The following is a 22,209-nucleotide window of genomic DNA, read 5'->3' as shown; positions in this document are numbered from 1 at the left end:
AAATAGAAATGGATGCAACGTGCTTCAGCCTAATTAATTCGGCTGAAGCACGCACATTTCTTTCCTAATTATGACAGCGTCATTGCCATTACTGCTTTGATTGTATGCATTCGGTTTTCTGCCTCATCGAAAACAACACTGTTCTTCGACCGGAAAACCTCATCCGTAACTTCCATTGCCTCAAGACCGAACTTCTCCTTAATTTCCCTGCCAACTTGGGTTTCCTGGTCATGGAAAGCCGGAAGACAGTGCATAAAGAGAGTATGGTCTTTTCCGGTCATATCCATCATTCTTTTGTTTACTTGGTATTTCTCAAGCAGATCTATTCTTTCTTTGAACTGGTCCTCTTCTCCCATAGAAACCCATACATCTGTATAAATGACATCGGCTTCCCTAACGCCTTCATCGATGCTGTCCGTAATCGTAATGCTTGCACCCGTCTCCTTTGCGACTCCCTGTGCATATGCAACAAGGTCTTCGTTCGGGAAAAGTTCTTTCGGTGCTACAGCCCGGAAATCCAGACCCATTTTCGCAGAACCTATCATCAGGGAGTTACCCATGTTGTTGCGTGCATCTCCCACATAAGCAAACTTAACACCCTTCAAATAACCAAGCTTTTCTTTTATTGTCATAAAGTCAGCAAGAATTTGCGTTGGATGGAACATATCGGTAAGTCCATTCCAAACCGGAACACCTGAATATTTTGCCAGCTCTTCCACTGTTTCATGTTTGAATCCGCGGAATTCAATACCGTCAAACATCCTGCCGAGAACAATGGCAGTATCACGGTTCGATTCTTTTTTACCAAACTGAATATCATTTTTTCCTAGATACTCCGGATGGGCTCCAAGGTCGATACAGGCAACAGTGAATGCACACCTTGTCCGAGTGGACGGTTTTTCAAATAAGAGTGCAATATTTTTACCTTCTAGCATCTTGTGCGGAATACCAGCATACTTCAAGCGCTTGAATTCAATTGACTGATCGATGAGGAAGTCAATTTCCTGTGGTGTGAAATCCTTCAGCGTCAAAAAGTGTCTGCCTTTAAGGTTAAATCCCATCGTTAGCCCTCCTAATCATGATTATGTTTACAGGTTTTCCCGGTATAGAGGCATGCTCATACAACGCGGGCCACCGCGGCCACGGGCCAATTCACTGCTCAATACTTCAATAACTTCAATGCCATTTTCACGAAGCAATTCATTCGATACGTAGTTACGGTCGTAAGTTATGACAACCCCTGGAGAAACAGCTAGTGTATTACTTCCATCATTCCACTGCTCACGAGCAGATGCTATATCGTCTCCGCCTCCACAAGGAATAAGGGCAACTTCCTGAAGATTGAGCACTTCTTTCAAAGCTTCAACAATATTTTCACGGCGGGTAATCTTAAGATCTTCATCGTCTCCTCTTTCAAGGATGAAGATATTCATTTCTCCACCAGGTCCTAGTATTGCCGGATGGACGGTAAATTTATCGCGGTCTACCATCGTGAATACGGTATCAAGATGCATGAATGCCCTTGTTTTGGGGATTTCCACCGCCATGACCTTCTTATACTCCTTATTCTTGGCGAAAAGCTTTTGCGCGAGATTTTCAATTGCTTGGGCAGTCGTCCTTGCACTTATACCAATTGCTACAACCTCATTGCTAAGAACCAGCTCGTCCCCGCCTTCAATGGAATAAGCTCCTCCCCTGTCAAACCAAAGCGGGATGTCATGTGGCGCAAAGCGAGGATGATACTTTATAATATATTTCATAAATAAAGATTCCCTGCCTCTAGCAGTCCTGTTCATCCGGTTAAGAGAAACACCATTTCCGATGACTGCGGCCGGGTCCCTTGTGAAGTATAGGTTCGGCATTGGGAACAAATAAAATGGATCTTGGTTCTCAATAAATTCGTGAAGATGTCTCTTTGATTCATGCGTAAGTTCGGTTTTTTGCAAACCTTCCATCATCTTCCCAACCAGCTCATCTTTTGGAAGGCTGACAAGGTATTCACGGATTAATTCCAAAGAAGAGCTTTCGCCAACTTTGCTCTCGCTCAAGAACTCATCAATGAGATGCATGCGAATGTCATCATTTAGTATTGATTCCACTACAAGCGTATCCAAATAGACCACTTCCACACCCTGGTTGCGCAGAGCATTAGCGAAGTAATCATGCTCTTTCTGGATTGCTGGAAGAAATGGAATATCATCGAACAACAGTGTCGCCAAATAATCTGGTGTCAAGTTCTCCAACTCTTTGCCCGGCCTTTTCAGAAGGACAGTCTTTAGTTCCCCAATTTCCGATGTAACATTCAACGGATATTTCAAGCATCTCACTCCTTTTTCTTCATTCCGCGTCTTTAACTAAAAGCATCTTTCTGAATTAAAGACCCGATTATATTATTATCGCTTTCAGCTTTTTTATTCCCCGTTAATATAGGGGTAAACAAGGTTCAATACTTCCCGCAGCAACTTCCTAAAAATACCTATAATTTATCCAAAAAGAAAAACCCCCCGCTAATGCGAAGGGATTCGTTCCATCAATACAATAAGTTGATAAATTCTTCAAGGGTAACATTACCAAAGTAATGTTTTATGTTGACTTCCTTTAAAGTTTCTTCTAAGGCAGCTATTTCGTACTTAATGCCTTCGAGTTGTCTTTCGATATCGCTGACATCACCAACCCCAAAAAAATCGCCAAAAATCTTGCAGCTTTCAATTCTCCCTTTATTGACTTCAAGTCTGACATCAATGCTTCCTGCTGGAAAGCGATGAGACTGCTGGACGTTGAATTTCGGCGATTTCCCGTAATTCCAATCCCAATTCTGATAACGTTCTTTTGATAGCTCCATGATTTGCTTCCAATCTTCCTCTGTAAGCTTGTACTGAGGGATTTCCTCATTTTCGGCAAAAATATTTTTGAGCAACAGGTCTCTGAATTCCACAATGTTCAGCTTCTTTTCCATATAGTCGGAAATGTTCGCCACACGGCTTCTAATGGATTTAATTCCTTTTGATTCTATCTTATCTTTCTTCACTTTTAACGCTGAGACGATGTTCTCCATTTCCGAGTCAAACAGCAGTGTTCCGTGGCTGAACATTCTTCCGCGTGTTGCAAACTGGGCATTTCCCGATATTTTTTTCCCGCCTGCAAGGATGTCATTCCTGCCGCTCAGCTCTGCCTCTACACCGATTTTCTCCAACGCATTGATGACAGGCTCTGTGAATTTACGGAAGTTATGAAAGCTCTCGCCATCATCTTTCGTGATGAAACTGAAGTTCAGATTGCCGAGATCATGATAGACGGCTCCGCCACCCGATAATCTGCGAACAACATGGATACCGTTCCGCTCTACATAGTCTGTATTAATTTCTTCAATAGTGTTCTGATTTTTTCCGATGATGATCGATGGCTCGTTGATATAGAACAACAGATAGGTTTCATTCACATCAAGGTTCTTCAGCGCATATTCCTCGATGGCAAGATTGATATGCGGGTCTGTTATTCCGTTGTTGTCAATAAAAAGCATGGGCATTTCTCCTCAAAGCGTTATTCTTAAACCTTCTTCCGCAAGCATGATATTTCCTTCATATTGCTTTGATGCTTCCTTTGCAAGCTCATTAAGTTCCCCATAATGCGGAAGATGGGTAAGGACAAGATTCTTCACATTAGCTCGTGAGGCAAGCATTCCAGCATCAATGCTATTCATATGACCAGCACCTTTCCCGTCCATATTCCCATAAAAATTGCATTCGCACAGCAGCATATCGGCATTTCGCGCAAAAGATGCAAAATCATCTTTATAAGCTGTGTCCCCCGTATAAACAAACGATTTTCCAGCTGCTTCAATTCTCATTGCATAGCAAGGAACCGGATGAACGGTATGGAGGAATGTTATCGCAAATGGTCCGATGCGAAGCTTTTGAACAGGGTCATATGCAATCCCTTTTGTTATGTTTTTGTATGTAAGTTTAGAGAATTCCTTCTTGTCCATGTTATGACCAAATATCGGCAGAACAGGCGGCTTTTCTCCAATAAACCCTTGAATCAGCCTTGCATGCAGGAGGACACCGATATCAGCAATATGATCAGGATGGTAATGGGACAGTATGACTGCATCCAGCTCTTCGGGATGAATGTATTCCTGCAGCTTTGAAAGGACCGCACTGCCACAATCGATTAAGAGAGAAAAACCATCATGTTCCAAGAGATACCCCGAACTTGCCCCTCCTTTACGAGGATAGCCACCCCAACATCCTATGATAGTCAACTTCAATAGAAATCTCCTCCTTCTAATCCATGTTTTCACTATACTTCATTCTGCCCATTTTTTCATTAATGGTTAGTTTGTTTCAAAACAACGTTGACAGGACAAACTCTGTTATAATACAATAAAAACAACAAAGAAACTGTATCATCACAAATCATTTACAGGAGGCTGACAGCATGCTTCAAAATGCACTTGAATTTTTCCGCAATCTCCCGGTAAAAAACTGTAAAGAATGCGGCGAGCCAATCAGCGAGCAGCATGAATGCTACGGAAACACATGTGACAGATGCCTCGATCCTCGTTAACTTTCAAAAGACGGCCATCTACTCGGCCCCAGTGCCGTTTATATGTAAAACCTTTCCCTGCAGCAATGCTGCAATCCTTTTACCAGCCCTCATGATTAGGGCTGGTTTTTTACAGTAAAATAGAAAAAGCCGCTATTGCAAAAGCAATAACGGCCATTTTTTTATTGTTCATTCGCTTTGTAATAAGTCCTTCTGTGCATGACCCTGAAGAATAATAGAGTTCCGACAGAAAGAACGGCAATATAACCAAAGAGAACTCCTGCATTTTGCCACATGTAAGCAATATCGCCACTAGAGATGATTGCCTTAAATCCTGACACAGAGTAGGTCATTGGCAACAGTAGATTGAATCCTTGAAGCCAGCCAGGAATTAATTCTAGCGGGAAAGTTCCTGCACTTGTAGTCAACTGCAGAATAAGAATCAAGATTGCAATGAATCGTCCTGGATCACCGAACAAAGTGACAAGGAATTGAATCAACGCAAGGAAAGTAAAGCTTGTAATAATCGTAAACAGTATAAACAATCCAACATTGTCTACTTCAAGACCTAATCCCCATAGAAGAATCGCATCTGCAAACAATGATTGAAGAATACCAACACCAGCAAGAATAGCTGTCTTGCTTGAGTACCAACGGACACCGCTTGTTGGCACCCCAGCAGCTTCCTTCAATGGGAACACGATTGAAATCAATAGCGCACCGACGAACAATCCTAGTGACAAGAAGTATGGTGCGAAACCTGTTCCGTAGTTTGGTACTTCATTCAATCTTTTATTATCCACTTTAACAGGATCTGCCATCATATTAAAATTAGCTTTTCCTGCTTTTATATCCGCTTTATCTGCGCCGTCTTGCAGCTTTTCCGCTAGTTCAGATGAACCATTGGCAAGCTTACTATTGCCATCAGCAACTTTTCGAGCTCCTTCTGAAAGCTTGCCTGCACCTGATTGCATTGCCTCCGAACCAGCTGCAAGCTGACCTAAGCCATTAGAGAGATTATCAGCGCCGCCTGCAAGCTTATCAGCTCCGGTTTTTGCACTGCCTAAACCTTGGCCTAAAGCAGATAGGCCAGTACTGAACTGACTATGTCCTGCAACGAGTTTGCCTGAACCATCTTCCAGTTGGCCGATTCCAGCTGAAAGCTGACCGATCGCACCGCCAAGCTTTTGCTGGCCATCATTGACTGCTTCCAACCCGCCGGAAAGTTCTCCAGCCCCAGCAGCAAGCTTTCCAGCACCATCAGATAATTTTGTTGTACCTTCGGACGCACTCGCAAGACCAGCAGATAGTCCACCTGCGCCTGCTGAAAGCTCATTTGCTCCACCAGCAAGCTTGGTTGCGCCATCAGACAAGGCCCCAGCACCGGCTGATAGTTTACTTGCACCCGCTGATAATGCATTCCCATTAGTTGTAATTTCACCAGCTGCCTCAGAAAGTCCAGCTGTACCATTCTTCACCTTTCCACTTCCAGCAATTAATTGATCAAGCGTTGCTTTCAAAATTGCTTTTTGATCATCCGGAAGAGCAGGGCTGCTCAATAGCGGCTGAAGCTGATTATTTAACTGAATGATTCCCTCATTCACTTCACTGGCTCCGTTTGCAACATCAACAGAGCTTTTTTGCCATTCCTGCAAACCTCCAGCAAGCTGGGATGCTCCGTCGCTAACATCATTTGCTCCGGTCTTTAGTTCATCAACACCCGCTTTCAGGTTTGAAGCTCCTTCCCTTACTCTTCCAGCGCCCACTTGCAACTTGCCAGCACCCTTTTGAAGCTCGCCAATCCCGCTGCCAACGGAATCGATACCGTTTTTAAGCTCACCTTGCTTGGCTGCAAGCTCATCTGCTCCAGCTTTTAGCTGGCCCGTACCATTTACTAAATCAGGCAGCTTTCCGTTAACCTCGTTCAGCCCGTCTTTCGTTTTGCTGATACCCTCATGGAGGCTTTCCTGTCCCCCTTGAAGGGTGCTAGAAGCACTTTGAAGCTTTTGTCCGCCATCTTGAAGTTTTCCTAACCCTGATGCAAGCTCAGAAGAACCGTATGATAGTTCTTTTGATCCCGAGTAGGCTGTATTCATTCCATTATTAAATTCAATCGACTTTCCTGCAAGCATTTCAAGATTATCATATAGCGCTTTTGATCCTTTTTTCAGTTCGCCTGCGCCATCATTCAACTTGCCGGCACCTTCTCCGGCTTTCTTCACACCGTCTGCAAGTTCGCCTACTTTATCAAACATCGTTTCCGCATACGTTTCTGAGACCTTTTCTGAAAGAGCTGCCTTGATTTTCTCTACTGCGGTCCCGCCTATTTGCGCGGATAAGAAGTTATAGCTCTCATTTGGCATATATACCAATTCAAGCTTTTTCGGTTTTTCATCCAAAAGGGTTGTCGCGTTCTCTGAGAAATCCTTTGGTATTTCGATCGTCATATAATACTTTTGATTTTTAAGGCCGCGCTCGCCTTCTTTTTTGTCTACAAAATTAAAATGAAAATTCTTTCCTTCTTTCAATTTTTTTACAAGTACATCTCCAAGATCAATATCCTTACCTTCCATTGTTGCTCCTTCGTCCATATTGACAACAGCCACTGGAAGCTCATCGAGCCTGGCATATGGATCCCAAAAGGCATGGAGAAACATTCCGGTGTACAATACCGGGATGAATAGGACAGCAATGATAGGGATCAGAAGCTTCTTGTTCTGAAAAATTGAAAGAGCCTCCTGGATTAATAAACTATTTCTCATACGTTGCAATCCTCCATTAAAAATTGACCGATTCGTCCATTTGGTCATTTCAGTTTAAAAAAACAGGGTCATCTACTTAGATAATCCCTTGAAAATATATAGCTCAAACAGTTCGAGAATCTGCTCTTTCCTAAGCGGCTCACGTGTCTTTTCCCAATCAAAGATTAGGGAAATATACAGCTTAAGCATGACAAATGCCGTCAACTCGGGGTCACACTGCTTAATTTCTCCCTTTTCCATCGCCACAATAATCTGTTCAGCGATATACTTCAGAATCATTTGTTCCAACTTCACCATGACGTCAATTACAGCAGGCGTTCCCATATCACGCTCTTCCTGAAAAAGCTTAATTGTAAGCTGGTGTTCTTTCCGGTAACGAAGAATGCTGTACAGCGCTCTGTGCACATTTTCGTAAAAAGAAAGCTCAGGATCAATCGAAGCATCTGCAGTATCTTTCATTTCTTTAATGAGACTCTTGATGATTTCGTCGAACAACTCTTCTTTATTCCGGAAGAAAGTATAGATAGTACCTTTTCCAACATTTGCAAGACGGGCGACTTGATCAATGGTCGTTGCTTTATAGCCAAACAAGGAAAATGACTTTGTTGCTGCCTCGATAATCAATTTCTTCCTGTCTATCCCAACCTCCATCACCCCTTTTTATAAAAAAATGACCAAATGTACAAAATAGTCATTTCGAACAAAATTAACTTTAACAGGATTGAATCAGCTTTTCAAGCTTTTTGTACAAAGTTTTTTAGGCAACAATTCAATTTTCTTTAAGGAGAAAGCCTACTCCCATACGAAAGAGCAGGCTTTTAATATGTTACTTTTCAAAAATCCAAATAAGAGAGTACCTTCTTCACAGCACCTTCTCCTTGATCAATGCAATCAGGTATGCCAAGACCTTCGAAAGAACTGCCAACAGCATATACCCCTGGAAGTTCTTCCGCTAGCCCTTTTTTCAATTCTTCTATCCTTCCTCGATGCCCCACCGTATATTGCGGCATCGATTCTTTCCAGCGTGTAACAACGGTGAATTCCGGTTCACCAGAAATATTCATTATCTTCTGCAAATCGCCGAGTGCCACCTGGACGATCTCCGCATCAGCGGCATCGACAATTGCTTCATCGCCAGGCCTTCCGACATAGCATCGAAGCAAGGCCTTGCCAGCTGGAGCCGAGTGAGCCCATTTTTTATGCGTCCATGTACAAGCAGTGATAGCATAATCACTATTCCGCGAAACAACAAATCCTGTTCCGTCGATATCCTCTTTGATTGCACTTTCTGGGAAAGCCATTGAGATGGTTGCGACGGAAGTGAAAGGCATCTCTTTGAAGCCAGCAAACAAATGCTCCTGCTCAGGGAACATATGAAGCGCTGCTTCAGGCGGTACACACATGACAATGCTATCCGCTTTCAAGGTCTCTCCTGTACTCAATCTGACCTCGTAGCCTTTGCTATCTTTTGTCACTTTATCCACCCTTGTGCACTTGAGAACAGAACCCTCATCGAGCTTCCTTTCAATTGCTTCAGCCATCGACTGGAGTCCTGTGGAAATGCTGATAAAAATGCCTTTCTTTTTTTCTCCGTCTGCAGCTGACTTCCGTTTTGGAGTAGTTTTTTTCATTCCACGGACAAGGCTGCCATATTTCTGCTCAATGTGATAAAACTGCGGAAATGTTGCCATTAAGCTCAGGCGATCGATATCACCTGCATAAATTCCGGAAAGAAGAGGCTCTACAAGGTTCTCCACCACTTCGTCTCCGAGCCGGCGCCTGAAAAAGGTCCCAAGTGTCTGATCTTCTTTTTTTTCGGTAGGAGGCATAAAAAAGTCCGCGGCCGCTCTGAACTTTCCAGACCATGAAAACAGTTTTGTTGTGACAAACGGGCCAATTTCTGTTGGGATGCCCATTATAGAGCCTCCAGGCATAGGATGTAGCCTGTCCCTTACAAGAACATACGACTTCCCCGCTGAATTGTTTACAATTTTATCTCCCAGTCCAACCTCGCGGGCAAGCCTTCCAGCACTTTCTTTCCGCTCGAGGAAAGAGTCAGGGCCTCGTTCAATAACAAAGCCATCCTTGACAACCGTTCGCATCTTGCCGCCCACTTGGTGGGATGCCTCCACAAGCGTGACATCAAGGGGCAACCCATATTCACGTGCCTGCTTTTGCAAATAGTACGCAGCTGTCAAGCCAGTGATTCCTCCACCGATTACGACAACTTTTTTATTCCTTTGAGACATATACATCGCCTGCTTTTCTATGAATTAACCTTATTAATGCAGTTTTCTCAAGATAACCTGTGCCATCGCGTCGATGAACTGCGGGTTAGCGTTTGGCATTGATGGACGGTAATAGGATGCTCCGACCTCATCCGTCACTGCTTTACACTCAACATCGTTGTCATACAGTACTTCCAGGTGATCTGCAACAAAACCTGCTGGTACATAGACGAAAGCCTTGTATCTGTGTTTTTCGAAAAGATTGCGAGTCAAATCCTGAACATCAGGGCCAATCCATGGCTCTGGCGTGTTGCCGGCACTTTGCCACCCTACTTCATACCTTTCCACTCCAGCAGCTTCTGCAATCATTGCTGCAGTATCTGCCAATTGCTGTGGATATGGATCGCCCATATGAATGATTTTTTCAGGAAGACTGTGTGCAGACACAATCAGCATAGCAGAACCCCTTTCACTCTCAGGCATGCTGTCATAGGTGTCCTTTACTTTCTCTCCCCAGTACTCAATAAACTTTGGTTCATTATACCAGCTTTCGACTGAAACGATTTCCGGGCCTCCGAGCTTTTCAGCTTCTTCTTTTGCCCTTCCATTATAGGATTTTACGCTGAAAGTAGAGAAATGAGGAGCGAGAACAATACTGACAGCTTGTTCGATTCCGTCATCATGCATTGCTTTTACCGCATCTTCAATGAATGGTTCAATATGCTTCAAACCAAGATACAGCTTGAACTCATATTGTTCCTGAATATTGTTCAAATACGCTTCCAGTGCTTTTCCCTGCTCCACCGTTATTTTTGCAAGTGGTGAAATACCGCCAATCGCTTCATACCGCTGTTTTAAGTCTTCCAACATTTCGGGAGAAGGCTTTCTCCCCCTTCTGATGTGGGTATAGTATCTCTCCATATCCTCTTCTTTATATGGAGTACCATAGGCCATGACAAGCAGGCCCATTTTTGTCTTTGCCATGTTTGCACCTCTTTATTCAAGCTTTAGGCAGCCGTCTTTTGCTTATTCATATACTTTCTATAAACTACCCCTGTCTTTTGGAAGAAGAATACTCATGGATGAAAGAAGCAAGCCTTTTCAAAGTATCAGGATTAACTGACGGGAAAACTCCATGACCGAGATTGAAAATATGTCCTGGATGCTCCAATCCTTGGTCCAGGATCGCGCGGGCCTGCTCTTCAATTACTTCCCAAGGTGCAAGGAGAATGGCAGGATCAAGATTGCCCTGTACGGTCTTTTTGATGCCAAGCTCTCTTGCTTCACTGATTTGCATTCTCCAGTCAAGACCCACTACATCCAAAGGAAGATCATTCCACTCTTTCGCAAGATGGCTCGCTCCTACACCGAACATGATTAGCGGTACATTCTCTTCCTGCAAGCTTGTGAATATCCGATTCATGACAGGTTTAATGTAATGACGGTAATCTTGAACATTTAGCGCGCCGACCCATGAATCAAATATCTGAACCGCTTTTACACCTGCCGCAATCTGGGCCTTCACATATGTAATCACCATATCGCCTAGCTTTTCCATTAATGCAAACCATGCTTTTGGTTCTGAGTACATAAAAGCTTTTGTTTTATTATAGTTTTTCGAAGGGCCACCTTCGATCATATAGCTTGCCAAAGTGAATGGCGCACCTGAAAATCCGATCAATGGAACGGTCAGCTGTTCCTCGACAAGAAGCTTGATTGTGTCAAGAACATAAGGAACATCCTGCTCTGGATGAATTTCTCCAAGCTTTTCTACATCTGAAAGAGACCGGAAAGGGTTTGAAATGACTGGACCGATTCCGGATTTGATCTCCACATCTACCCCGATTGCGGGAAGTGGTGTCATGATGTCCTTGTAAAGTATTGCAGCATCAACATTATATTGTTCGACAGGCAGCCTTGTCACATAAGCACAAAGTTCCGGCTGATGAGTTATTTCAAAAAGAGAATGTTTCTCTTTGATTGCACGGTATTCAGGCTGAGACCTTCCCGCCTGCCGCATATACCAGACAGGAGTGTGAGTCGTTTCTTCGCCCCTGGCAGCTTTTAAAAATGTATCATTCAACACTTTCACCATAATTATCCCGTTCCACCTTTCGTTCGTATCTGTACTACTGTAATGTAAATAATCCCCTAATAAAAATACCTAAATCGGGCTAATTACACTATATCGCTTTTAATATCCTGTTTCCCAATATGTCGCTCAATGTTCACAAAATAGACGTATATTCTATTGTTTTTCTATCTCTTATAGTTTCCTCCTCTAAATAAAGTGTTATTGGGTTCCAAAGGATGAAAGAGAGGGTATAATGTGATAAGCAAATAGAAGAGGTGATCCTGTTGAATTTGTTCATCACTGCAGGAACATACGATTTCCTGCAAAGGCTGCAAGATAAATATTCTGCTGAAAACATGCTCCTATTATCAAACGGCGATGGTGCTATGCTTCTTCACGAAACAGAAGGGAAAACGGTATTCAGTGCACCAAGGAAATATGAAGTTATTGATAGTACCGGCCCTCTCGAAGGTTCCGTTTTTGCTGTATTCAATAATATTCCCGTTACAGATGAGGGCAAGCCGCTTTTTGAGTACCGTTTCTCAAACAGGCCGAGGATGATTGAAAAGGAAGACGGCTTCATCGCAATTCGCGTTTTGCGTCCGCTTTCCTCTAATACTTATATCATTCTAACGCTCTGGGAAAGTGAGTCTTTCTTTGAAAAGTGGCAAACTTCACAGGCGTACAAACATGCACACAACAAGAGCGGTACAGAAGACGGAATTGATGCCAAACCATCCATTTTTTCCGGTCCCTCTTATGTATCCAAATACCATTCGTTCCAAAGGGAAGAAGGCCTTGCATAAAATCACGAAGCACCTCCGGAGTGCCAGAGGTGCTTTTGTTATGGATTTCTTCTTTTTTTGCTGTAATAATTGACAAAATACCAAGAAAACAGAATACCTAAGACAACGGTTAACAGCGCACTTTCCCATTGACCTTTCAACAAAATAACTGCGGAAAAAGCCGCTGTCTGGAAAACGAGAATTGCTGTAAAAAAAACAGCAAACGATTTTTCTTTTTGTTTTGATGGAATCGGGTAAAGCTCAATCCACAATTTGTGATCATGATGGCCATACAATGACTGGAGCTGGAAAGCAGTAAGGTACAGGAACAATAATGCCAAAATGATTTGCCCCGGCCCATAGGTTAAAAAGTAAACTCCCATCCCTCCGATTAAGATAAGCCTTGTCACCAATCCAAGATAATCTCCTGTACGAAAAAATGTCCTGCTATAAAGATGAGAATACACCTGATCCTGTCCATATGGAAGACGGGCAAATATCCAATCAAGCCATCTTCTCCGCTTCACAATATCTTTTAACTGCGGTACGTCCGTAAAGAGGTTAGCAAGACGGTAAAAGGCAGCCATTCGCTTTTCGTCCTGCCCTATTAAATACTCCCACTTCAACCCGCGCTCTCTTGCAGTAGAGTGGAAGTATAATCCAATAACTCCAAGTATAACCACTGGCACTGTGACGATTGGGAGCGAAGCTTGAGAAAACAGAAGAAACAAAAACACATAGTTAACAAAATACCGGATGCAGGAATCGGCAGCCAGCACCCATGGTTCTATGAAATATTGGACCTTCCAGCGCGCAAAAAGATTCAATATCTTCATGAAAGACGCAGCAGCAAGAAATAGCAAATAGCTTCCATAAGCACCTTTTTCCGTTTGCACATACATTGGCATAAGCACAGCCAACAAGATAACAATCGTATATATTTGAAAAAAGAAACTTGCGATAGCTGTTTTTTGAAAATAAGATTTAAGCTTCATTTCAAGAGGAAGCAAAAATATTTTATCTGCCTCTGTCAAAAACGTATGAATAGGACTATAAGCAAGCACGAATGCCAGGAGTGCTGCCATGATAACCGGGGTCGGAAAGCCTTCACTCAATGATTCCACCCATTGCTGGTAGTAAAATCCTGCTGTGCCAATCAGAAATAGGAACACAATGACAAGATGCCCGTTAAAAATGTAACGGAGATAGCGTCCTGTTTCTTTCATGAACAAGCTGAATCTTTCCTTCCATAGCACATTTGCGTCAAACATAGCTATCTTCCTTTGTAAGCTTTATGTATAAATCATCGAGACTGGCATCAGGCATGGAGAATTGTTTCCGCAGTTCAGATAGGTCGCCTTTAGCGCGCACTTTTCCTTCATGCAGAATAACGAACCTGTCGCAATACCTTTCCGCTGTGGCGAGAATATGCGTCGACATTAATACTCCCGCACCCTTATTCTTCATTTTTCCCATAAGTTCCAGCAAGGACTGAATACCAAGCGGATCTAGCCCTACGAAAGGTTCATCTACAATATAAAGCGATGGCTGGACAAGAAATGCACACATAATCATTACTTTCTGCTTCATTCCTTTTGAAAAATGCGCAGGAAACCATTTTAACCTCTTTTCCATCCGAAACTCCTTCAAAAGGACATCCATCCGCTCCAAACATACATCTTCCGATAATCCATAAGCCATTGCGGTAATTCTTAAATGCTCTTCTAGGGTTAACTCATCGTAAAGAATCGGCGTCTCGGGAACAAATGTGAATTGCTTCCGGTATGCCTCCTTTTCTTCACGGAAAGTCCTGCCGCCAATTTTGATTTCCCCTTTTTGTGCTTCCATCAAGCCGATCACATGCTTAATTGTTGTACTCTTACCGGCTCCATTCAACCCGATAAGACCGACGATTTCCTTTTCCCTGACTTCAAACGAAACATCCTTCAAGACGGGGTTTCTCGTATAACCGCCAGTAAGGTTATTTATTTCCAATAGAGACATGAGCAACGTCCTTCCACGAATTTTATGGCTTTATTTTACCAAAACGATGCTGATATTGACAGTTGGCCACACCAACAAAACTTTTTAGAAAAATGATAAAAAGAGCAAATACTCTTCAGGAAAATGGACAATATAATTCTTGAAGGGGAGCACCAAGCCGATCGAAATGAGGTGTCTGTCAAAGACAAATAATTCGATTTGCCCAATGCTACAGATGGTGCCACATAAAAATAGTTCAAACCGCACTCCATCAACTGAAATGAGGTGCTTGTCGGCGACTATCATCCGCTTTTATATGTTGCGAAACATAAAAATGAACAGGGGATGGTCCGATTGAACATTAATCCTTTACAAAAATGCTCCATTTCATTGTAAATGAAGTATTAAAAAAGGTATACCTGATGTAAATGCATGATAGCTTCCCCTTCAGGGACAGGATTTTAAAATCCTGTCTCTTTACATTTTCTTAAATTCTGCGCTAGAAACGAAAACCCTTCTCCTAAGTCACCTTGGTTTGTGATAAAATACCAGAAAACGGACTAGAAAGGATGGTTAGAATGGATAACTGCATTTTTTGTAAAATCATCAATGGGGACATTCCAGCAGCAAAAGTTTATGAGGACGAGCATGTACTAGCTTTCCTTGATATCGGCCAAGTGACAGAAGGTCACACCCTTGTCATTCCAAAGGTACATAAAGAAAACTTATACGAATTGGACGAAACCGTTTCACAAGAAATTTTCAAACGTGTCCCAAAAATCGCTAACGCTATCAAGAGTGCCTATAATCCTGTAGGCCTTAACCTCTTAAACAATAATGGCGAGCTTGCAGGACAAACCGTTTTCCATTTCCATATGCACCTGATTCCACGCTATGGAGAAGGAGATGGATTCGGTGCTGTCTGGAAAGCCAATAACTCTGCCTATACACCGGAGGACTTAAAAAAAATCGCTGCCAATATTGCCGACAATCTATAACTTCTGTTTTTTGCAGAAGTTTTTTTCTTTTTTATCAGAATAAATAGAAATCTGCCTGAGATTCTGCTAGCATAATATTAATATTTTATCTCTTTATTGCTTTACAGCATTATAAGGAAACCAGGGGGATTCGAGAATGAAGAGAGCATTAAACTTTAACGCAGGGCCTGCTGCCCTGCCGGAGGCCGTACTAAAAAGAGCTGAAAAAGAGTTGGTGGACTACAAAGGTACAGGGATGGCAGTAATGGAAATGAGCCATCGCAGCAAGGAATTCGAAGAAATAAACGATTCCGCTCAAAAGCTATTAAGGGAACTGATGTCCATTCCGGACGATTACGAAGTTCTTTTCCTGCAGGGCGGGGCCAGTCTACAGTTTTCCATGGTGCCAATGAATTTGATGATAGAGGGCAAGCAAGCATATTATGTCCTGACAGGATCATGGGCAGAAAAAGCGCTGACGGAAGCAAAAAGGCTTGGGCCGGCCGTGATAGCCGCATCTGGAAAAGAGAACGGTTATAGGGCTATTCCTTCGCTTTCAGAATTAAAGCTTGAGCAAAGCGGAGCATACCTCCATATCACAACAAACAATACGATATATGGGACGCAATGGCATGTGCCTCCATCATGTCCCGATATCCCGCTTGTAGCGGATATGTCGAGTGATATCATGAGCCGGCAAGTAAATATTAGCGACTATGGCTTGATTTATGCAGGTGCACAAAAGAACCTTGGTCCATCCGGAGTTACCGTCGTTATCATCCGGAAAGACCTGCTCCAGCGTTCAAAGGATACGCTTCCGACTATGCTGGATTATCGTACCCACGCTAAAAATACTTCCCTCTATAATACCCCTCCTACCATGGCCATCTATTTGCTTAAGCTCGTGTTGGAATGGGCTGATTCACTTGGAGGCGTTGGAGCGCTTGAGAAACAGAACAAAGAAAAAGCGGACATTCTTTATGCTGCAATCGACGAAAGCGATGGTTTTTATAATGGTCATGCCGAACATGCCAGCAGGTCACTGATGAATGTCACCTTCACGCTTCAATCTGAAGAACGAACAAAAACGTTCCTGGCAGAAGCTAAGAATCTTGGATTCACCGGGCTTGCGGGCCACCGTTCGGTCGGGGGCTGCAGGGCGTCCATCTATAATGCCGTCCCTATAGAACATGTGGAACAGCTTGCATTGTTTATGAAAGAGTTTTCCAATAAATAAATTTTTTGAATTGTTAGGCTTTATCATGAATGGAAATATGTTATAATGGTTGCAAGCTTTTCGCTGCAGGCAACGAGGGCACTGCAGGAGAAGTGAATTTATTTAGACTAGCAGAGAAGAGGAGAGATGAGAATTGAATACGAAAAATCTTGTGGCGCTGTCGCTTCTAATTGGCATGGGTGCTGCGCTCCACATCGTGGTACCAGGCTTCATCATGGGTATGAAGCCAGATATGATGCTGTCTATGATGTTTTTAGCAATCTTGTTATTTCCTGAACGGAAAGGTGTATTTCTTGTTGCTGCTGTAACAGGATTACTTTCAGGGCTTACAACAACCTTTCCAGGAGGGCTATTACCAAACATCATCGATAAATTTTTAACAGCCGCCCTTTTTTACGCCTTGTTCACAGTAACAAAGAATCACTACGGATCAATGCTTCACGCGGCCATCCTTACAAGTATTGGAACCATTGTTTCAGGTACTGTGTTCCTTGCATCAGCCTATTATATCGTCGGCCTTCCCGGCGCCTTTGCAGGACTATTTGCAGGAGCGGTATTGCCTGCTGCATTATTTAACACCTTTTTTATGATGATCCTGTTTCCGATAGCTTTTGGCATTTTTAAGAAAACAAAGCTTGCGGAATCAAAATGAAAATAAAAAAGCCGGCCTCTACAGGTCGGCTTTCTCTGTTTCCACATTTTAGTTCAATAGGGATATCAACGCCCCAAATACGAGCAATCCCCCTCCTGCCATTCCAAGGGTCACCGCCCTCTTCTTCAGCAGTCTTTTGGACGGAAAGATACCCGGTCTTCCCGTTTCCATAAATTGATGGATACAGCCTGCAAAACAGCAAACGCTCAAAAAGTAAATGAATACCGCAATAGTACCCATACCTGCTCCCTCCTTTCCGGAACAGCGCTTCTAAATAATCCCCTCCGGTTTAATTCATGTATATTAGGAAAATAAATAAGGTATACGGCTTACACACTTTTTTGGCCAAAAAAAGGATTTAATCCACTATATGGAGAAAATAATGTAGACAAAAGAAATTTAGAGGTGATAATGATGAAGGCAAAATCACTAATACTCGGCATCCTAGCAGGCGGAACTGCAGCAGCTGTTGCAACCCTGCTGACAGCTCCAGCTTCCGGAAAAGAAACACGGAGGAAGCTTAGCGAAAATAAAGAGGAAGTCATGCAGCAGCTTGCAGATGTAAAGAGCAGTCTTATGGATATGAAGGAAAGCATATCTACACTTTCCAAAGAAGGCAAAGACAGCTTAAAAGCTTTTTTTCACGATATTAAGTTATCTGTTTACGAATGGAAACTTAATACAGAGAACAATAAAGCAGAGCTGCAAAAAAACATCAAAGAAATAGAAGCGGCTATCCAGAGTCTTGAAAGTGAGCTAGCTTCCCCGGCAAAAAAGTAGTGAAGGATTCTTTCCTCTCCTCCTCGTTCGTCTGCCGGCGATGGAGGAGTTTTTTATTCTATGGCGAACAAAATGCTAAGAAAAGAAAAATAGGATGGCATCCGTTTTTCTGTCTTTGTTAAACAAAGAATGCAAAAATAAAAGAGTGGTTTTCTAAAAATTTAGTATATTAATACTTTATTATTTTTTGTTTTATTGGCATAATGTTAATAGAAACAATAAAGTGGGTGACAATAGGATGACTGAGAAAGATTATTCAATGAAAGAAGCAATGCTTTTCAGCCAGAGAATTGCACAACTAAGTAAAGCGCTTTGGAAGTCCATCGAGAAAGACTGGCAGCAATGGATCAAACCGTTTGACCTCAATATCAATGAGCATCATATTCTCTGGATTGCCTACCATCTAAACGGGGCCTCCATTTCGGATGTTGCGAAATTCGGTGTCATGCATGTTTCCACTGCTTTCAACTTTTCAAAGAAACTGGAGGAACGCGGATACCTCAAGTTTTCTAAAAAGGAAAGCGATAAGCGGAACACTTATATACAGCTTACACCAAAAGGAGAAGAAGTTCTCCTAGCGTTAATGGAAAACTATGAGCCTGACAAAAACGCGGTTTTTACCGGCGCCCTTCCGCTTAAAAACCTGTATGGCAAATTCCCAGATGTCATTGAAATCATGGCAATTGTCCGAAACATCTACGGAGATGATTTCATGGAAATCTTTGAGAAGTCCTTCAACAACATCGACAGTCAATTCACTGAAGCTGAAGGTAAACTTCGAAAAAAGGAAGAGATAGAGTCAGAAGTAGTATAATTTAATTTTAATTTAATTTATATTTTTCTAACTCTGTCATCAAAGCTACATAAAGCCCCTGCCTTCTGAGCGCCTCCATGATTTCCTCGGCCTCCAACCGAGGCGCAAGGCTTTCGCAGAAATCCTTATAAAGCGGATGAAAGTGCACAAACCCCTCCGCTTTCTGCTTTTGGAATTCTTTGCTCAAACGCTCACAAGTTTTCATTATTCGTGAAACTTCTTCTTCCGACAAGGTTTGTCGGAGAATATATTCGTAAAAAGGATAACTAGAATCCTTTATCAACTGCAGCAGCAACTTCTGATGAAATTCCAGCCTTTTTATTCTATCCAAAATTTCTGTTATATCCATTTAATCTAACACTCCTTTATTGCCGTCCATGTTGCTATGTATACACCCTATATTTTACAATATCGGCAGGAAAGCGGTTATAAAAAACTATCTTTTTGAATTTTTTTTTGATAATCTTATAAACAGACAATATTGGTAAAGGGAGGGATTTCTGGATGATTTCCATTTTTGGTGTGTTCATCATTTTTGCATCATTCATCCTCTATCAAATTAACAGGCTGACAGATTCCCTCTGTACGCAAAAAGAAATACCAGAAGAAAGGCAACCCGGCGTGTTCAGGAAAATCAATATCCTTATCACGATTTTACTGGTATCTTCCTATGTGGAGGTCCTGTTTGCATAACGGCATGACTGAAGCGGTGAGAATAAACTCACCGCTTTTGCTTTCAATCTCCAAAGTTAATACCAGGATGCTCCAATGATGATAAGCAAAATGAAGAGGACAACCAACAAGGCAAATCCTCCGCCAAAACCGCAAGATCCGGACATAGTAACCCTCCTTTCTATATGAAAACGTGATTTTTTACAGCCACGCCGCACCTACAATAATCAACAGAATGAATAATACGACAATCAGCGCAAAACCAGCGCCGTAACCTGCACCCATACTGGCACCTCCTTCCCTGGTTGATAACATATCCTATTCAGCCGCTTGCATTTGAGCATGGGCGTTTATCCCGCATAAGTGCCTTTTTCGTGCCCGATTTTTCAATAAACAAACATTCGCCAACATGTGACAGACCGAAAAGTGTAAGAAAACTTTTTGTACTCCCCTTGTTTTGTGTTATAGTAAAAAATATGAACGTGAAAAATAACCAGAATTTTTTGTTAGGAGTTGTTCTTATGAAAAAGTGGATGCTTCCCCTAGGTATTGCTGGGGTTTTAACTTTAAGTGCATGTAATGCCGGTTCTTCGGATGTCGTCGTCAAGACGGATGCAGGTGACATTACAAAGGACGAGTTGTATCAATCAATGAAAGATAAGTATGGCGAGCAGGCAGTTCAGGAGCTTGTCTACAAAAAGGTGCTTTCCAAGAAATATAAAGTTACAGACGAAGAAGTAGACAAGAAATTAAAAGAACTAAAGGAAGAGCTTGGTGAAAACTTTGAACTTGTCCTTCAGCAAAACAACCTGAAAAATGAAAAAGAACTAAAAAAAGTGCTGAAAGACCAAATTATGATGGAAAAAGCTGCAATGAAAGACATCAAAGTTTCTGAAAAAGACATCAAGAAGAGCTACGATGAATACAAGCCAGATATCAAGGCTAGCCATATCCTCGTTGAAGCAAAAGACGAAAAGCTTATAAATGAAATCAAAGCTAAGCTTGATAAAGGAGAAAAGTTCGAGGGTATTGCTAAAGAATTCTCTAAGGATCCTGGCTCTGCTCAAAACGGCGGCGACCTCGGCTACTTTGGTCCAGGCAAGATGGTTCCTGAGTTTGAAAAAGCAGCCTACAGCTTAAAAGTTGGTGAAATCAGCAAGCCTGTCAAAACAGAAATGGGATGGCATATCATCAAGTTGACGGATAAGAAAGAGAAAAAATCGTATGATGAAATGAAGGACAAGCTAGAGTACGATCTAAAGCTTTCCAAAGTAGATCCACAAAAAATGCAGCAGAATCTTCAAGACGAAGTTAAAGCAGCTGACGTAAAAATTAAAGATAAAGACCTAAAAGACGCTCTCAAGACTAACAGCCAGCCCCAAGCTCAGTAATAAAAATAAATATAGAAAAAGGTTCCCATTCGCGGGAACCTTTTTCTATACCTCCATAGAGCCAGTCCTTCTCGCTTTTTCTTCCTCCAAGCGCTTCATGTACGCATCGCCTTCCCGCTCGATAATTTCTTCTTCCATCCTTCTTTCTTCTTTCCCTGTCTTGACTGCCATAATGGCGCTAATCAGCACCCCTGCAGCAACCGCCATAACCCAGATTGGAATTGTCATCATTTCCCCTCCTAATAATGGTTGTCCACTTTTCTAGAAGTATATGCTTTCCCGGAAATCGTTATAACTGCGAATCTCTCTCCATACAAAAAAAAGAGAAAGCAGTTTAAATGCTTCCTCTTCTTCTATTATTCTGTCACTTTTGAAAAACCGGCTTATAGAATGAACGATTATCGAGTGCGTATATTCTTTCGGAAAACTCTCCAGGCTTCACTCTCGCCATAGCCCTGTCGAGCATGTTCATTTTTGCATCGAGATTATCGATATAATGAAGAATTTCTGCTTCCTTGATCATCGGAGGCTTTGGACTGCCCCATTCAGCTTTGCCATGATGAGATAGAACCATATGCTGAAGGATGACCACTTCCTCTCCGGCAATACCTAGCTCTTCTGCAGCCTTCCCAATTTCCGTCACCATGATGGAGATATGCCCAAGAAGATTTCCTTCCACTGTATACGTTGCAGCTACAGGACCAGAAAGCTCCTTGACCTTTCCAAGGTCGTGAAGGATGATACCTGCATAAAGCAAGTCCTTGTCGAGGCTTGGATACAGTTCTGCAATTACTCTCGCCAAGTCAAGCATGGAAACAACATGATAAGCAAGACCTGAAACAAATTCATGGTGATTCTTCGTTGCAGCAGGAAACTCCATGAATTCAGCTTTATGCTTTTTCAACAAATGCCTTGTAATACGTTGGATATTGGGATTCTTCATATCAAAAATATACTGAGTAAGCTTTGAGGTCATTTCGTCCTGGCCTAGAGGAGCAGTTTCGAGAAAATCCGCTAGCTTTACCCCATCTCCTTGAGCTGACGGCCTTATTTGCCTGATCTTAAGTTGGATCCTCCCCCGATAATTCTGAATATCTCCCTGGATTTTCACTATTTTCTCAGGACCGTACCTGACTTCATCGCCTTCGGATACATCCCATAGCTTTGCCTCAATGTCCCCGCTCGTATCCTGGAGTGTCAGGGAAAGGAAAGGCTTACCATTGCTTGCGATTCCTTTTGTAGAGCTTTTTATCAGTAAAAACAATTCCACTTGTTCGCCAATTTCGTAATCTAAAACACCTTTTTCCAT

The 22,209-nt window shown here is 42.4% G+C and carries 26 protein-coding genes; 9 read left to right on the top strand and 17 right to left on the bottom strand.

The annotated features are described in order from the left end of the window. Positions 1-68: 68 nt before the first annotated feature. From argF to BQ5796_RS04245, 4 genes are all read right to left on the bottom strand, one after another. Positions 69-1,061 (bottom strand): ornithine carbamoyltransferase, encoded by a 993-nt coding sequence (gene argF, locus BQ5796_RS04260; RefSeq protein ID WP_071459093.1) that lies wholly within the window; start codon positions 1,059-1,061, stop codon positions 69-71. Positions 1,062-1,088: 27 nt separating this feature from the next. Beyond that, complete coding sequence (gene arcA, locus BQ5796_RS04255) at positions 1,089-2,318, bottom strand: arginine deiminase (RefSeq protein WP_071459092.1); 1,230 nt, start codon at positions 2,316-2,318, stop codon at positions 1,089-1,091. Positions 2,319-2,530: 212 nt separating this feature from the next. Next, positions 2,531-3,520 (bottom strand): lipoate--protein ligase, encoded by a 990-nt coding sequence (lplA, locus tag BQ5796_RS04250; RefSeq protein ID WP_071459091.1) that lies wholly within the window; start codon positions 3,518-3,520, stop codon positions 2,531-2,533. 12 nt (positions 3,521-3,532) lie between these two features. Next, the gene (locus tag BQ5796_RS04245) at positions 3,533-4,267 is read right to left on the bottom strand and encodes an MBL fold metallo-hydrolase (RefSeq protein WP_071459090.1); all 735 of its coding nucleotides are present in this window, start codon (positions 4,265-4,267) and stop codon (positions 3,533-3,535) included. A gap of 170 nt (positions 4,268-4,437) precedes the next feature. Between BQ5796_RS04245 and yhfH the strand changes: the two genes are divergently transcribed. Then, positions 4,438-4,566: a protein YhfH gene (yhfH, locus tag BQ5796_RS04240; RefSeq protein ID WP_071459089.1), complete on the top strand. Its 129-nt coding sequence runs from the start codon at positions 4,438-4,440 to the stop codon at positions 4,564-4,566. A gap of 161 nt (positions 4,567-4,727) precedes the next feature. Here yhfH and BQ5796_RS04235 read toward each other — a convergent pair whose 3' ends face one another. The 5 genes from BQ5796_RS04235 to hemE all read right to left on the bottom strand — a co-directional run bounded on the left by BQ5796_RS04235 (position 4,728) and on the right by hemE (position 11,630). After that, positions 4,728-7,307, bottom strand: coding sequence for a YhgE/Pip family protein (locus BQ5796_RS04235; protein WP_071459088.1), 2,580 nt, complete (start codon positions 7,305-7,307; stop codon positions 4,728-4,730). 72 nt (positions 7,308-7,379) lie between these two features. Then, positions 7,380-7,958, bottom strand: coding sequence for a TetR/AcrR family transcriptional regulator (locus tag BQ5796_RS04230; protein ID WP_071459087.1), 579 nt, complete (start codon positions 7,956-7,958; stop codon positions 7,380-7,382). A 182-nt stretch (positions 7,959-8,140) separates the two neighbouring features. Next, positions 8,141-9,556, bottom strand: coding sequence for a protoporphyrinogen oxidase (gene hemY, locus BQ5796_RS04225; protein WP_071459086.1), 1,416 nt, complete (start codon positions 9,554-9,556; stop codon positions 8,141-8,143). 33 nt (positions 9,557-9,589) lie between these two features. After that, on the bottom strand, positions 9,590-10,519 hold the full coding sequence (hemH, locus tag BQ5796_RS04220) for a ferrochelatase (protein ID WP_071459085.1): 930 nt from the start codon (positions 10,517-10,519) through the stop codon (positions 9,590-9,592). Positions 10,520-10,583: 64 nt separating this feature from the next. Continuing rightward, a complete protein-coding gene (gene hemE / locus BQ5796_RS04215; protein ID WP_071459084.1) occupies positions 10,584-11,630 on the bottom strand; it encodes a uroporphyrinogen decarboxylase in 1,047 nt (348 codons plus the stop codon). A gap of 263 nt (positions 11,631-11,893) precedes the next feature. On the opposite strand from hemE, the gene BQ5796_RS04210 reads away from it, so the two are divergent. Continuing rightward, a complete protein-coding gene (locus BQ5796_RS04210; protein ID WP_071459083.1) occupies positions 11,894-12,415 on the top strand; it encodes an antibiotic biosynthesis monooxygenase family protein in 522 nt (173 codons plus the stop codon). A 38-nt stretch (positions 12,416-12,453) separates the two neighbouring features. On the opposite strand, the gene BQ5796_RS04205 is transcribed toward BQ5796_RS04210, so the two are convergent. Beyond that, positions 12,454-13,665, bottom strand: coding sequence for an ABC transporter permease (locus BQ5796_RS04205; protein ID WP_071459082.1), 1,212 nt, complete (start codon positions 13,663-13,665; stop codon positions 12,454-12,456). Next, positions 13,658-14,398, bottom strand: a complete 741-nt coding sequence (locus BQ5796_RS04200; RefSeq protein WP_071459081.1) for an ABC transporter ATP-binding protein — start codon at positions 14,396-14,398, stop codon at positions 13,658-13,660. Before BQ5796_RS04200 ends, BQ5796_RS04205 begins: the two co-directional genes overlap by 8 nt. Before the next feature lie 557 nt (positions 14,399-14,955). Between BQ5796_RS04200 and BQ5796_RS04195 the strand changes: the two genes are divergently transcribed. From BQ5796_RS04195 to BQ5796_RS04185, 3 genes are all read left to right on the top strand, one after another. Beyond that, entirely contained in the window at positions 14,956-15,375 is a 420-nt protein-coding gene (locus BQ5796_RS04195; protein WP_071459080.1) for an HIT family protein, read from the top strand. Between the two features lie 136 nt (positions 15,376-15,511). Beyond that, entirely contained in the window at positions 15,512-16,591 is a 1,080-nt protein-coding gene (gene serC / locus BQ5796_RS04190; protein WP_071459079.1) for a 3-phosphoserine/phosphohydroxythreonine transaminase, read from the top strand. Positions 16,592-16,724: 133 nt separating this feature from the next. Further along, positions 16,725-17,243, top strand: a complete 519-nt coding sequence (locus tag BQ5796_RS04185) for a tryptophan transporter (protein ID WP_071459078.1) — start codon at positions 16,725-16,727, stop codon at positions 17,241-17,243. Positions 17,244-17,291: 48 nt separating this feature from the next. Here BQ5796_RS04185 and yhzF read toward each other — a convergent pair whose 3' ends face one another. Continuing rightward, positions 17,292-17,483 carry a membrane protein YhzF gene (gene yhzF / locus BQ5796_RS04180; protein WP_071459077.1) on the bottom strand — a complete coding sequence of 64 codons (192 nt, stop codon included), beginning with the start codon at positions 17,481-17,483 and terminating at the stop codon, positions 17,292-17,294. A 171-nt stretch (positions 17,484-17,654) separates the two neighbouring features. Between yhzF and BQ5796_RS04175 the strand changes: the two genes are divergently transcribed. Further along, positions 17,655-18,023 (top strand): YtxH domain-containing protein, encoded by a 369-nt coding sequence (locus tag BQ5796_RS04175; RefSeq protein WP_234969301.1) that lies wholly within the window; start codon positions 17,655-17,657, stop codon positions 18,021-18,023. Between the two features lie 238 nt (positions 18,024-18,261). Then, complete coding sequence (locus BQ5796_RS04170; RefSeq protein ID WP_071459075.1) at positions 18,262-18,837, top strand: HTH-type transcriptional regulator Hpr; 576 nt, start codon at positions 18,262-18,264, stop codon at positions 18,835-18,837. 7 nt (positions 18,838-18,844) lie between these two features. Here the strand turns inward: BQ5796_RS04170 and BQ5796_RS04165 are convergent, their stop codons facing one another. Further along, a complete protein-coding gene (locus tag BQ5796_RS04165) occupies positions 18,845-19,186 on the bottom strand; it encodes a DUF1878 family protein (protein WP_071459074.1) in 342 nt (113 codons plus the stop codon). A gap of 155 nt (positions 19,187-19,341) precedes the next feature. Here BQ5796_RS04165 and BQ5796_RS04160 point away from each other — a divergent pair, with 155 nt between their 5' ends. Beyond that, a complete protein-coding gene (locus tag BQ5796_RS04160) occupies positions 19,342-19,530 on the top strand; it encodes a hypothetical protein (protein ID WP_071459073.1) in 189 nt (62 codons plus the stop codon). 56 nt (positions 19,531-19,586) lie between these two features. Here the strand turns inward: BQ5796_RS04160 and BQ5796_RS04155 are convergent, their stop codons facing one another. After that, positions 19,587-19,676: a YjcZ family sporulation protein gene (locus BQ5796_RS04155; RefSeq protein WP_071459072.1), complete on the bottom strand. Its 90-nt coding sequence runs from the start codon at positions 19,674-19,676 to the stop codon at positions 19,587-19,589. 34 nt (positions 19,677-19,710) lie between these two features. Further along, a complete protein-coding gene (locus BQ5796_RS17295) occupies positions 19,711-19,824 on the bottom strand; it encodes a YjcZ family sporulation protein (RefSeq protein ID WP_074033893.1) in 114 nt (37 codons plus the stop codon). A gap of 206 nt (positions 19,825-20,030) precedes the next feature. Here BQ5796_RS17295 and BQ5796_RS04150 point away from each other — a divergent pair, with 206 nt between their 5' ends. After that, positions 20,031-20,900: a peptidylprolyl isomerase gene (locus tag BQ5796_RS04150; protein ID WP_071459071.1), complete on the top strand. Its 870-nt coding sequence runs from the start codon at positions 20,031-20,033 to the stop codon at positions 20,898-20,900. 45 nt (positions 20,901-20,945) lie between these two features. Here BQ5796_RS04150 and BQ5796_RS04145 read toward each other — a convergent pair whose 3' ends face one another. Next, positions 20,946-21,128 carry a sporulation YhaL family protein gene (locus BQ5796_RS04145; RefSeq protein ID WP_071459070.1) on the bottom strand — a complete coding sequence of 61 codons (183 nt, stop codon included), beginning with the start codon at positions 21,126-21,128 and terminating at the stop codon, positions 20,946-20,948. Positions 21,129-21,264: 136 nt separating this feature from the next. After that, a complete protein-coding gene (gene yhaM, locus BQ5796_RS04140; protein WP_071459069.1) occupies positions 21,265-22,209 on the bottom strand; it encodes a 3'-5' exoribonuclease YhaM in 945 nt (314 codons plus the stop codon).

The organism is Bacillus massilinigeriensis (genome assembly GCF_900111815.1).
In the GTDB taxonomy this organism is placed as follows: Bacteria; Bacillota; Bacilli; order Bacillales; family Cytobacillaceae; genus Mesobacillus_C; species Mesobacillus_C mediterraneensis.
This window is presented reverse-complemented; position numbering and strand designations above follow the sequence as displayed.